The sequence below is a fragment of the Flavobacterium sp. NRK F7 genome (genome assembly GCF_024054195.1).
Classification (GTDB): Bacteria; Bacteroidota; Bacteroidia; order Flavobacteriales; family Flavobacteriaceae; genus Flavobacterium.
Genome location: NZ_JAMXLB010000001.1, coordinates 1,379,070 through 1,392,293, shown reverse-complemented (window position 1 = coordinate 1,392,293; position 13,224 = coordinate 1,379,070). Strand labels below are relative to the sequence as shown.

Annotated in this window: 12 protein-coding genes; 8 read left to right on the top strand and 4 right to left on the bottom strand. The window is 31.1% G+C overall.

From position 1 onward, the window contains the following. Positions 1 to 38 precede the first annotated feature (38 nt). From NHF47_RS05955 to xrtF, 4 genes are read right to left on the bottom strand one after another with little or no spacing between them, the layout of a single operon-like run. On the bottom strand, positions 39 to 1,394 hold the full coding sequence (locus tag NHF47_RS05955; protein WP_252764069.1) for an MBL fold metallo-hydrolase RNA specificity domain-containing protein: 1,356 nt from the start codon (positions 1,392 to 1,394) through the stop codon (positions 39 to 41). After that, a complete protein-coding gene (locus NHF47_RS05950; protein WP_252764068.1) occupies positions 1,391 to 2,218 on the bottom strand; it encodes a restriction endonuclease in 828 nt (275 codons plus the stop codon). Before NHF47_RS05950 ends, NHF47_RS05955 begins: the two co-directional genes overlap by 4 nt. 27 nt (positions 2,219 to 2,245) lie before the next feature. After that, positions 2,246 to 2,689 (bottom strand): exosortase F system-associated protein, encoded by a 444-nt coding sequence (locus NHF47_RS05945; protein ID WP_252764067.1) that lies wholly within the window; start codon positions 2,687 to 2,689, stop codon positions 2,246 to 2,248. Continuing rightward, positions 2,673 to 3,221, bottom strand: a complete 549-nt coding sequence (gene xrtF, locus NHF47_RS05940; RefSeq protein WP_252764066.1) for an exosortase family protein XrtF — start codon at positions 3,219 to 3,221, stop codon at positions 2,673 to 2,675. The genes NHF47_RS05945 and xrtF overlap by 17 nt, the downstream gene beginning before the upstream one ends. A 73-nt stretch (positions 3,222 to 3,294) precedes the next feature. Here xrtF and NHF47_RS05935 point away from each other — a divergent pair, with 73 nt between their 5' ends. From NHF47_RS05935 to NHF47_RS05900, 8 genes are all read left to right on the top strand, one after another. Then, the gene (locus NHF47_RS05935) at positions 3,295 to 3,750 is read left to right on the top strand and encodes a GAF domain-containing protein (protein WP_252764065.1); all 456 of its coding nucleotides are present in this window, start codon (positions 3,295 to 3,297) and stop codon (positions 3,748 to 3,750) included. A 216-nt stretch (positions 3,751 to 3,966) separates the two neighbouring features. Beyond that, positions 3,967 to 4,236, top strand: coding sequence for a 30S ribosomal protein S15 (gene rpsO / locus NHF47_RS05930; protein ID WP_252764064.1), 270 nt, complete (start codon positions 3,967 to 3,969; stop codon positions 4,234 to 4,236). A 138-nt stretch (positions 4,237 to 4,374) separates the two neighbouring features. Next, positions 4,375 to 6,543 carry a polyribonucleotide nucleotidyltransferase gene (locus tag NHF47_RS05925; protein ID WP_252764063.1) on the top strand — a complete coding sequence of 723 codons (2,169 nt, stop codon included), beginning with the start codon at positions 4,375 to 4,377 and terminating at the stop codon, positions 6,541 to 6,543. 126 nt (positions 6,544 to 6,669) lie between these two features. Beyond that, complete coding sequence (locus tag NHF47_RS05920) at positions 6,670 to 7,614, top strand: C1 family peptidase (protein ID WP_252764062.1); 945 nt, start codon at positions 6,670 to 6,672, stop codon at positions 7,612 to 7,614. 19 nt (positions 7,615 to 7,633) lie between these two features. Continuing rightward, positions 7,634 to 8,197, top strand: a complete 564-nt coding sequence (locus tag NHF47_RS05915; RefSeq protein ID WP_252764061.1) for an RNA polymerase sigma factor — start codon at positions 7,634 to 7,636, stop codon at positions 8,195 to 8,197. Further along, the gene (locus NHF47_RS05910) at positions 8,184 to 9,632 is read left to right on the top strand and encodes a hypothetical protein (RefSeq protein WP_252764060.1); all 1,449 of its coding nucleotides are present in this window, start codon (positions 8,184 to 8,186) and stop codon (positions 9,630 to 9,632) included. The genes NHF47_RS05915 and NHF47_RS05910 overlap by 14 nt, the downstream gene beginning before the upstream one ends. Before the next feature lie 129 nt (positions 9,633 to 9,761). Beyond that, complete coding sequence (locus NHF47_RS05905; RefSeq protein WP_252764059.1) at positions 9,762 to 10,487, top strand: hypothetical protein; 726 nt, start codon at positions 9,762 to 9,764, stop codon at positions 10,485 to 10,487. Beyond that, a complete protein-coding gene (locus tag NHF47_RS05900) occupies positions 10,474 to 13,221 on the top strand; it encodes a TonB-dependent receptor (RefSeq protein WP_252764058.1) in 2,748 nt (915 codons plus the stop codon). Before NHF47_RS05905 ends, NHF47_RS05900 begins: the two co-directional genes overlap by 14 nt. Positions 13,222 to 13,224: the final 3 nt, after the last annotated feature.

Sequence of the window (13,224 nt, the reverse complement as noted above, 5' to 3'; positions counted from 1 at the left end):
AAATTAGTAATTTATTTATTTTAGAAAGTTAATTTTGTCTAAATTTCTAAAACTTCCCCTCTTTTAGGGATTGCACAGCTAATTTGTAATCGTTCTTCGATTTTATTTTTCAATTCTTCTGCTCCAGCTGCTTCACCATGCACTAAAAAAATTGTTTTGGGTCTATCATTTAATTCACTAAGCCAATGTATTAAATCATTCTGGTCTGCATGGGCTGATAGTCCTTCAATCGACAAAACTGTAGCCTTAACGGGATACAATTTTCCATACATTTTAATAATAGGCTCTCCTTCTAACAATTTTCTACCTCTAGTACCTTCTGCTTGATAACCAACTAAAACAACTGTAGTTTCAGGCTTATCTATATATCTTTCTAGATATGACAACACTCTGCCACCTGTAATCATTCCACTTGCTGCTATAACAACCTTAGGTCTTGAATCATAAATTGTTTCTATAGTATCTTTATATTCAGAGATTAAAGTAAAAGCTTTACACATTGCTATACATTCTTCATCATTTAATTTATGCCATTTTCGATTATTGAGAAACAATTCTAAGACATCAATTCCCATAGGTGTATCTATAACATAGTGCATATTAGGTATTTTATTTGCCTTTTTTAATTGCCAAATTAAATACATGATAACTTGAACCCTCTCTACAGCAAAGCTAGGTATAATAAGATTTCCTCCTCTATTATACGTATTGTTAATGATTATTTCTAAATCAAATAAGGGATTTGTATTTGGATGCACTCGATTTCCATAAGTACTTTCCAAAAAAATATAGTCTGCTTTATGAGGTTTTTGCACTGGATATAAGAGTACATCATCGTCTTGACCAATATCTCCCGAAAAAACCAACGTTTTCCCTTCTATTTCTAAAGTAATTGAACAGGCACCTAAAATATGTGACGCATAAAAAAAAGAAAATGAAACCGATTCAGACAAGAAAACTACTTCTTCTTTTTCTACTACTTTAAAAGCGGGAAAAACATGTTGCACTTCATCCACGGTATATAGTGGCAATGCTGGATTATGTTTTGAATACTGCTCCTTATTTGCTTTTTCAGCTTCTTCTTCTTGAATTTTGGCACTATCTAATAAAATTAATTTCGTAATTTCTTTAGTGGGCGATGTACAGAAAATTTTTCCATTAAATCCATCTTTCACTAATTTTGGTAACCAACCGCAATGGTCTAAATGTCCATGTGTCAGTAATACATAATCTATTTTTTTAGGATCATAAGATAGAGGCATCCGATTGAGCTCTCTTAATTCTTTCAAACCTTGAAACAATCCACAATCTACTAGAATTGAAATCGAAGCGGTTTCAATTAATGTTTTAGAACCAGTAACGGTTCCTGCTCCTCCAAAAAAATGTATTTTCATCTATTTAATAATTGATTACTTTCTTCTTTAATACGTTTCATCCTATTTTCACTTATTTTCAATTTGTGAAAACTATTTTGAAAATGCATCAAATCATACACTGTTAAAATATCTTGCAGTAATAATAATTCTTTTTCAGCAGCTGTTAGCGTAGTCAAACAAGTTATTGGATACACCTTGTAATGATTTACTACATCTTTAATTCCTGCTTGAAAAGGATAATCCCAACTGAGTAACTTTAACCCAGAACATTCTGCAAACTTTATAGCTTCAGTAGTAAATTTACTATTGGTAACTAACCAACAAGTTGATATGATTTCCTCTTTTTGAAACACATCAACAGCTTTTTTATTCAAATCATTAAAACGAGATAAAATATACATCGGTACTTTTACATCCGTTTTAGCATCTTGACTGCTGTGAAATTTACATTCCACCATTCCCAAATACATATTTTTCTTTACTAATATATCCACTTCATGAGAAACACATCTTCCTTCTAAAAAGACATTTGTTATAACTTCATACCCTTGCAATTCAAAAATTCTTGAAATAAACTTCTCAAAATAAAATCCAGTAGGTCCTAACTCAAATATTCCATTTTTCAAACTATAGCGGGCAGCATTCGCTTTGGATATTGATTTTAATTTTCGAAAAGCTAAAGCATACACTTTATTTGATGGTATCCCATTATACAATTGCGGTTGTATCTCTTGAAGTATTTTTTTAGCGTCAGTAACGCTTGCTCCTGAATTAACTAATGAGGTTATTAATTTCGTATTATCAAATGGAACTATTTGACCCGATTTCTTCTTTATTTTCATTATGTAAAAAATAATACACTAAGGTAATCATTTTTTAATCATTTTTTGATAATAAAAAGCAGGTACAAACAACACCAAAAACAAAGGTTGAATTAAAAAACGTCTCACATAAAAAAGAATCAAATAATTGGGAAGCTTTTCCAAATGTAATAAAACGAAAAACCATCCAATTAAAATAATAAAAAACAGAAGATATAGTACGGAAGACAAAAAGATGATTTTTTTATCTCTAAAAAGAAGGTACAAGATAAATAAAGATAAAATCATATGCAGTCCATATCGAAATGCAATTCCTAAAAACAATTGTAGACTATTAAAATCAGGTAAAACTTGATTTTGATAATCTCTTTTAAAAAAATCTAAAAAAGGATCATAAAACAAAAAGTCTTCATAGATTCTTATTAAAACAATACAAACTAAGGCTATTACTAGCAAGCCAAAACGAAAGATTTGTTTAGCTTCTTTTATCATAACCTGAAAATTTCATTACCCAAAGCACCCATAACAAAAAAACCACACCATAAATGAACAAGGGAAAAACGGCACCATGCAAGACCGATTCATATTCTGGATAATAATACAACGCATAGGTTAACAAAGCTATTCGCACCACATTCAAAACATGAATTACAAAGGCTCCAATAATAATGTATACAAAAGTACGTTTCAACTTCACCGAGAAGGCAAATACAAAAGCCGCAAATAAGATAATCACACTCACAGCATTACAACCTTCAATCATTCTGGAAACATATTTACCCTTGTACAGAATTTTTAAAGAGGGGTCATTCGGGTTTTTCAAAATAGTAGCTTCATGTCCAAAAAAAGTCAAAAGGACTTTGGTTTGGTTCGCAACACTAATCGATATTTCATCTATTTCATTTTGAGCAGTATCAAAACGACTTAAATACACTTGATAAAGAAATGTAAAAAAGATATAGAAAAGTAAAAACTTTGCTAAAAAAACAAGAAAGGGTTTATATTCAACAAAAAGAGATTTCAAACTAGTATTTTTAACAAAAATATATAATTTTTGATAGGAAAGAATAAATACTTTTGCAAAAACATTTTAAACCATGTCATTCGAAAATTTAAAACCAGAAGTAACTCAAATAATTACAACAGAAAACACTTCTCGCGACGAGAAATTATTACAAATTTGTCAATTATTACAAGATAACATCTCCTATTATAATTGGGTTGGATTTTACTTTGCCAATCATGAAACCAAAACTTTACATCTAGGTCCTTATGTAGGTGCTGAAACCGATCATACCGTAATTCCATTTGGAAAAGGGATATGTGGTCAAGTAGCAGAATCCAACACCAATTTTGTGGTACCAGATGTATCGGCGCAAGACAATTACATTGCGTGTAGTTTTACCGTAAAATCAGAAATTGTGGTGCCTTTATTCGTAAAAGGACAAAATATAGGTCAAATCGATATCGATTCACATGTAATTGATCCTTTTACTGAAGCGGATGAGCGCTTTTTAGAATTTGTAAATGAACAAGTAGCTACTCTATATTAATTTTATTTTCTGGAGCCTTTTCCAGCTGTACACTATATCTTTTTACTTTTTTGATTATAAAGACGTTATAAAAAAGTAAAAAGGATGTCGTTTCCATCTGGGCTATTAAAAATAAATACTAAAACATAGTAATTAATATATTATAATTTCTATATTTGCACCCGAATTGGAATAATATCCATTTCATACATAATAATCATTTAAAATAATATTAGCATGTACTTAACTAAAGAAGTTAAAGAAGAAATCTTCGCTAAACACGGAGGAAAAGCAGAAAACACAGGATCTGCTGAAGGACAAATCGCTTTGTTCACATTTAGAATCAACCACTTAACAGGACACTTAAAAAACAATCGTCATGATTACAACACAGAGCGTTCGTTAGTGAAATTAGTAGGTAAAAGAAGAAGCCTTCTTGACTACTTAAAAAAGAAAGATATCAACAGATATCGTGAGATTATCAAGGAATTAAATATCAGAAAATAATCAACTTAAAGGGGCTTTGCGCCCCTTTTTGTTTTATATATTTTAAAGAAAAAGTTTGGTTTTTCATTGGGTTTCAAACAACTACGCACACACAACAACAACACAACTGACCCTTTGTTTAATTAAGAATTACATTTTATGATTCCAAAAGTATTCCAAGAAGTAATCGATTTGGGAGATGGTAGAACCATTACAATCGAAACTGGAAAATTAGCCAAACAAGCCGACGGATCAGTCGTAGTAAGAATGGGAGACGCTATGTTATTAGCAACTGCCGTTTCTGCGAGAACTGCTAATCCAGGAGTTGATTTTTTACCTTTAACGGTAGATTATCGTGAAAAATTTGCTGCTGCAGGACGTTTTCCTGGTGGATTTTTCAAAAGAGAAGCACGTCCTAGCGACAGTGAAGTATTAACCATGAGATTAGTAGATCGTGTATTACGTCCACTTTTCCCAGACGATTATCATGCAGAAACACAAGTAATGATTCAATTAATGAGTCATGACGATGCTGTTATGCCTGATGCTTTAGCAGGTTTAGCGGCTTCAGCTGCATTAGCTGTTTCAGACATCCCTTTTTACAACTTAATTTCTGAAGTTCGTGTAGCGCGTATTGATGGAAACTTTGTAATCAACCCAAGTAAAGAACAATTGGCTCTTTCTGATATCGACATGATGATTGGAGCTTCTTTAGATTCTGTAGCCATGGTAGAAGGAGAAATGCATGAAATTTCTGAAGCTGAAATGGTGGCTGCCATTAAATTTGCGCATGAAGCCATCAAAACTCAAATTCATGCACAACAACGCTTAAGAGCTGCTATTGGCACACCTGAATACAGAGAATATGAAGGTGAAGTAGAAGACGAAACGGTATATGAAAAAGTCAAAAAAGCGGCTTATGATAAATACTATACCATCGCTCAAGAAGCATCAGCAAAAAGTGAAAGAGGTGAGAAATTTGCTTTAGTAAAAGAAGAAGTAAAAGCTTTATTTACGGAAGAAGAATATGCTGAGAATTCAGATTTAGAGGAATTAGTAAGCAAATACAATTATAAAACGCAAAAAGAAGCGGTACGTAATGTAATCCTTGAAAAAGGAATTCGTTTAGACGGTAGAAAAACTACAGAAATCAGACCTATTTGGTGTGAAGTAGACTATTTACCCTCAGTACACGGATCGTCACTTTTCACACGTGGAGAAACACAAGCATTGGCAACTGTAACTTTAGGAACTTCGAGAGAAGCAAATGTGATTGACAATCCTAGTGAACAAGGTGAAGAAAAGTTCTACTTACACTATAACTTCCCTCCTTTTTCAACGGGTGAAGCAAGACCATTAAGAGGAACTTCTCGTAGAGAAGTAGGTCATGGTAATTTAGCGCAACGTGCTTTAAAAAACATGATTCCTGCTGATTGTCCTTATACAATTCGTGTGGTTTCTGAAGTATTAGAATCGAATGGTTCTTCTTCCATGGCTACCGTTTGTGCGGGAACAATGGCCTTAATGGATGCTGGAATTCAAATGACAAAACCAGTATCTGGTATTGCTATGGGATTAATCACAGATGGTGAGAAATTTGCAGTTCTTTCCGATATTTTGGGTGATGAAGATCACTTAGGAGACATGGATTTTAAAGTAACTGGTACTGCTGAAGGAATTACTGCTTGTCAAATGGACATCAAAATTGATGGATTACGTTATGACATTATGGAGCAAGCTTTGGCTCAAGCAAGAGATGGTCGTTTACACATTTTAGGTAAATTAACAGAAACCATTGCACAACCAAGAGCCGATGTAAAACCAAAAGCACCAAAAATCATTACAAGGACAATTCCTGGAGCTTTCATTGGAGCTTTAATTGGTCCTGGTGGAAAAGTAATTCAAGAATTACAAAAAGAAACAGGTACAACTATTGTTATCAATGAAGTTGACGAACAAGGAGTGGTTGAAATTCTAGGAACAAGTCCGGAAGGAATTGCAAAAGTACTTGCTAAAATTGACTCTATTGTTTTCAAACCTGAAGTAGGTGAAGCATACGAAGTGAAAGTAATAAAAATGTTAGATTTTGGAGCCGTAGTAGAATATACGAAAGCACCTGGTAATGAAGTTTTATTACACGTATCTGAATTGGCTTGGGAAAGAACAGAAAACGTAGCCGATGTTGTAAAAATGGGAGATGTGTTTATGGTAAAATATCTAGGCATCGACCCTAAAACACGTAAAGAAAAAGTCTCTAAGAAAGCACTTATCCCTAGACCTCCAAGAGAAGAGAAAAAAATCGAAAAGAAAGATAACCCACAAGGTTAATTCAATTATTTAGTTCATAAAAAAATCCCGTTTTATTCATTTAAAACGGGATTTTTGTTAATTACAATTTATTCATACGCAACCTTTTTCATTTTACAAGACTATTTAATAAACAAAAGCCTTATTATGAAAAAGTCGATTCCTTTTTTAAAAACCCTTACAATAAGTATTATTTCATTTATATTTCTTCAGTGTGAAAATGAACCCGTAGATTTTTCCATACTACAAAATAATATTGAGGAAGAAATAGAGGAAGAGATAACTGATGAAGAAATTATTGACAGTACTATTTTTTTCACTGGATTAGAGTGTGTAGGAACTGGTGAATACTTAAAAGATGATTCAAATCTAATTGAAGACTTGATTATACCAAATAATTTACCTAACAACTACGATTTATCGCACTTCTTACCACCAATTGGAAATCAAGGAAATCAAGGATCATGTGCTTCTTGGGCAGTAAGCTATTATATGAAATCGATGCAAGAAAGAATTCAATCGGGCGAACCCTTCCTTTCATCTACTATTATGAGCCCTTCTTACACCTATAATCAAATTGCTCAAGGAAACTGTGGTTCCACAAGTTTAACTCAAACCTTAACCCTTTTAAAAGAAAGAGGTGTTTGTCCAATGGATTCATTTCCTTACTTTGATAACAATTGTGCAACACAACCCTCAAATGTTCATCATGAACTTGCACAAAATGCCAAAATAAGTGATTTCAAATATCTTAGTGGCAATAACATGGTAGCAGAAATGAAAACATTATTAGTAAATCAAACCCCAATATTAATTAGCCTTTTTTTATCCTCTGAATTTGGACTAAAAGATGAATTCAATCTGACGGCATACAGAGAACATAGAGTTAATTATGATTCTGAAAGATGTCATGGGATGTTAGTAGTTGGTTACTCAGATACATATCACGCCTTCAAAGTTGTTAACTCATGGGGAGAAAATTGGGGAGACCAAGGCTTTGTTTGGATTGACTATAAAGCTTTTGAAAATGTTTCTAATGAAAATGCTTACTTTAGAGTGATTAATTCAGCCTTAGTTGCTTTTGATTTATAAAAGATAAAAACAAAGAATTTTGATTTTAGAAAAATTAATACAAGAATGTTTAGCCCATAATCGAGCCTCTCAAAAGGAGCTGTATCTTCTCTATAAAGACGTCTTATTTCATTTGAGTCTAAAATATTGCAGTAGCTTTTCAGATGCAGAAGACAATCTTCAAGATGCTTTTATTGAAATATTTAACAATCTAAAAAAATATGACAACAAAGGTAGTTTTGAAGGTTGGATGAAACGTATAACCATCAACAAAGCCATCGATAAATACAAAAAAAGTATTCAAAACAGTGATATCCCCTATTTATTTGTTGAAGAAAAAGAGGAAGAAGAAGCTATTGACATCTTAGATATTTCAGTAAACGAAATACTACAAATGATACAAAATTTACCAAATCAATATCGATTGGTATTCAACTTATATCAACTAGAAGGGTATTCTCATAAAGAAATCGCTTCTCTATTAGCCATTAGTGAAAGTACTTCTAAATCTAACTTCCATAGAGCCAAGAAAATACTTAGAGAAGAGATTCATAAATCGCAAAAAAAAATTATAAAATCAGTAAGAAAGCATGAGAAAAAATAGTGATTTAGAAAAAATGATTGCTGATAAACTAAACAGCTTGAATCAAACTCCAAATGATTTGATTTGGGAAACTATTGAAGCAAAATTAGATAAGAAAAAAGATAGGAAGTTCGTCTATTTCAGTATACCTATATTACTAACAGGCATTCTTCTAGGATACTTATTGACCAAAACTTTTTCAGGTACTAGCAATACCCAGTCACCAAGAGAAATTGAAGTTGCAAAAGACAATATGATTATGAATCCAAAGAAGAAAAAAAATACTATTTCAAACGATACAATTACATCCCCTGAAGTAAAAATCATTTCCACACAAAAAACAATTATTAAAGAAACTTCAGACTATAGTATTTATGACGAATGCACCACATATTTAGTTAAAAAAAATATCATAAAAGTAACTGATTCAATTAATAACCCAACATTATTAAGTGCAAATTCTAAACCCGAAAAAGTAGTAGAAAACACTAAGAGTACAACTAAAAAGAAAATTCCTAATACAAATAGAAATCAAAAAGAAAATCAAAATGTAAGCATTAAAGAATCTAAAAACATTACTATTAATGATACTAATGAACAAATTACTTCAAAGGAGGAAAAGAATGTATTCGATAGTATTTCTTTGGTAAACCCAAATAAACCAACACTAATAACTGAAAACACTAGTAAAGATTCAACAGCTTTGCCTATTGAAAAAAATCAAACCAAAAAAACTTTTAACAAAAAAGAATCTCAAGAAGAAAAAAAGAAGAAAAAACAAAAAAAATCGAACGAAACATTTTATGTAACAGCATTTTACGGACCTTCTATTTTTAGTTCTTTAAAAAAGGGCTCTTCTATTAATGATTCATTTGATTCCTATGAAAAATCTCATCCTATAACAACTGCATATGGCGTTTATTTTAGAACTATGTTTTCAAAAATAGGTTTCCGAGCTGGTATTTCCGTTCACAACTTAAGTTATAATACTCAATTGAATAACGATAATATTAGGGATTATAGAAATATTGAACTCAACAATACGATTACTTCTAGCACACTTAATGCTTCTTTTACAAATAACACAGCTATTCAATTGAAACAAAGACTGACTTATTATGAAATCCCATTAGAGCTTTATTACGACATTTCAGAAGAAGATTCAAAACTTGGATGGGCTGTTTTTGGAGGAATAATTCCACAATATTTAAAGAACAATTCTCTTTTAATGGGGTCCAATGAAACTCAAGAAATGGAAATAGGCAACGCTTCTAATTTATCTAAAGTTAATATTGCTTTAGACTTAGGACTTGGAATACACTATAAAATAACAGATAAAATTCAACTCAATCTAAATCCTGTTATAAAGTATCAAACCAACTCCTATAAGAGTAAACCCAATTTCAATCCGTATTCCTTTTCGATACAAAGTGGTGTTACCTATAAAATCAATTAAAACTCAAAACCCTATATTTTATAGGGTTTTTTACTTTACTTACTATCACTAAGAAGTTAAAATTGAATTCTGACACACCCATAATTCAAAAAATAATCTATATTTATAAATTCAAAACAAAAAAACAAAATGAAAGCAACAAAAAGAGTTCTTTTGATCTTATTCTTTTTGGTTTCCATACAATCTAAAAGTCAAAGCCTAAATTCTATTTCCGATTATTTCGATACTCAGGTTAGCCAACAAAATTCGCACCTATATAATGGTCGTTTATACATCAACTCCTACCTTGTTCTAAATTCAAAAAATCAGTTTTTAAAAACCAATAAAAACTACACCAAAGGCAGTATAACGATTGAAAGCATAACTTTCAATGAGATAGAATTACAATATGATCTTTTTTCTCAAGAACTTATTGTAAAACCCGATCCAAAAACATCCTTATATGGCGTAATTGTGGATTCTACAAAATTGACACATTTTACGATGTATGGCTTGCATTTTGTAAACTTAAAAAGTGCTGGCCCCCATTCTTTGCAAGGCATTTATGAATTGAGCATTGACAAACCCATCTCTTTACTGGTTAAACATAAAGCCAAGCGTTTTAAAATATTGGATAAAAATTTGATACACTATGAGTTTGAACCAACATATAACTACTACCTCGTTTACAATAACAATTATATTCTTGTAAATTCAAAAAAAGATTGCATCAAAATATTCCCAAATTTTAAAAAAGAAGTTAAAAATTTCTATTCTGAAAATGCTTACACAGAGAAAAATGACCCAAAAGAATTCATGAAAAAATTAGTACTATATATCAATACATTAAAAGAGGTTGTAAATGAAAAAAATTAGTATTTATCTCTTTTTAATATGTTTCAATTTACTACATGCGCAGGTTAAGGAACCAAATATATCCGTTTCTTTTAACGATAAACCTATACAGGAATGCTTCTTGGAAATTGAAAATAAAACCAATGAAAAATTTTATTTTGATAGTAATTGGTCTCATTTGAATCATAAAATAACTGCTTCTTTTACAAATGAGCCGGTTTCTTCAATTTTGAGTGCTATTTTAAAAGAAACCAATCTTAATTTTTTCCATACCAATAATACGTATATCATTACACAAAATAATTTTATTTACAACCAGTTAAATACTTCCCTTATTCAGACAGATAGTTTACCTACTGCAGACCAATCCAATCCGCTTTTCTTTGAAAAATTAGTAGATGCTACAGATGAAAATGATGCTATTACTATTATTGGTAAACAGGAAGAAGGAAACACCAAAAAAACACATGTTATAGAAGGAATGATCTTGGATACCAAAACTAAAAATCCTTTATCTGGTGTACTTATTTCAGCTACAAACCGAAATATAAAAACGGAAACAGATATCGACGGTCATTTTAAAATAGTACTCCCAGACGGCTTAAACATCCTTGAAATTAATGCCATGTCTTACAAAAAACTGAACCGAAAGATTGTCTTGAAAAAAGATGCTGTCTTACATTTTCAGTTAACCGAAAGTGTAACCTTATTAAATGAAGTCGTTGTTGAGAGAGAACGAAATAAAGAAGTTAAAGAAATAGCCAGCGGAGTCACTACTTTTAACGTAGAAAAAGCAAAAAGTGTTCCATTAGTGTTAGGAGAAAGAGACATTATAAAATTGGCTTTGGCATTACCTGGAATTAAAACAGCTGGAGAAGGAACCTCTGGAATCAATGTTAGAGGTGGTAAAGACGATCAAAATTTATTTTTATTAGATAATGCAACAATTTATAATCCTTCTCATTTCTTTGGTTTTTTTAGTTCCGTAAATCCTTATTTAGTCAATGATGTTAATATTTACAAAGGTTATATTCCAGCAGAATTTGGCGGGCGAATTGCTTCTGTTTTTGAAATTAACTCCAAAGAAGGTAATTATGAAAAATTCAAAGGTGAAGGAGGTATTGGTCCTGTAACCTCTAACTTAACATTTACAACTCCAATTATTAAAGAAAAAGCCTCCCTAATAGGTGGTGTAAGAGCTACTTATTCGAAATGGATTTTAAAACAAATTGACAATAAGGAACTAAATAAAAGTGACGCTAGCTTTTATGATGCGTATTTAAAATACAGTCATAAAATTAACGAAAATAACACTTTAGAAACTAGCATTTACTACAGTAAAGACAAGTTTAAAATTTCTTCTGATTCCTTATACAGTTATTCCAATACGGCTGTATCCCTAAAATGGAGACACAATTTTAACGCTAAAAACATCGCTACTTTTCAATTGATTAATAGTAACTATGCATTTGCAATTGATTATGATTCCAACAATTTAAAATCTTTTAATTATAATTTTAATATTAACGAATCGAAATTCATTTTCAAAAATGTATATTTCTACAATGAAAAACACAAATTCACCTATGGATTAAATTCGGTTTTATATCTTTTAAATCCTGGTGAGTTAAATCCTAGTGATACTAATTCCTTGTTAACATATAAAAAAATAGACCAAGAAAAAGGCTTGGAAAATGATCTTTTTATAAACGACGAATACACACTTAACAAAAAACTTTCTTTCAATTTAGGCCTTAGGTACTCTACCTTTTTAGCTTTAGGACCAGCAACTCAAACCGTATATGAAGATGGTGCACCTATAGCTCCTGGATATGTAAAAGAAATAAAAGAGTATGGTAATAATGAGGTAATTAAAAATTATAATGGTTTTGAATATCGATTAGGTACTCGTTATCTATTAACCGAAACTTCCTCGATAAAACTAGCTTATACCACCAACTATCAGTATTTGCATAAATTATCCTCAAACACCACTCAATCTCCTACTGACACTTGGAAATTAGCAGATTTGAATATCAAACCTTCTTATGGCCAACAAATAGCATTAGGTTATTTCAAAAATTTTAAAGAGGACTTATACCAATTTAGCGTTGAAGGTTATTATAAAAAAACCGAAAACTTTTTAGATTTTAAAGTAGGTTCTGACCTCATTTTGAGTGAATCTGTAGAAACTGATGCCATACAAGGAAAAGGAAAAGCATACGGTGTAGAATTTCTAATTAAAAAATCAGAAGGAAAGCTTAACGGATGGGTTGGATATACATATTCTCGTTCTTTAATTCAATTAAATGGGGAAACTGCAGACAAAAGAGTCAACAACGGTAAGTATTTCGCATCTAACTTTGACAAACCACATGATTTTAATGCCATTCTAAATTATAAATTTACACAAAGATACAGTGCTTCATTTAATTTTACTTACCAAACAGGTAGACCTGTTACCTATCCTATTGGTTCCTATACCTATGGTAATGCACAATATACTTTATATAGTGATCGAAATAAATTTAGAATACCTGATTATTATCGAGTAGATGTTGGGTTTAATATCGAAGGAAATCATAAAGTTAAAAAACCATTTCACAGTTTTTGGAATATTTCTGTTTATAATTTACTGGGTAGAAACAATCCTCAATCTGTTTTTTTTGTTACCGACAATGGTAAAATAAAAGCCTATAAATCAAGTATCTTTGCATATCCAATTCCTACTATAACTTATAACTTCAAATTTTAAAAA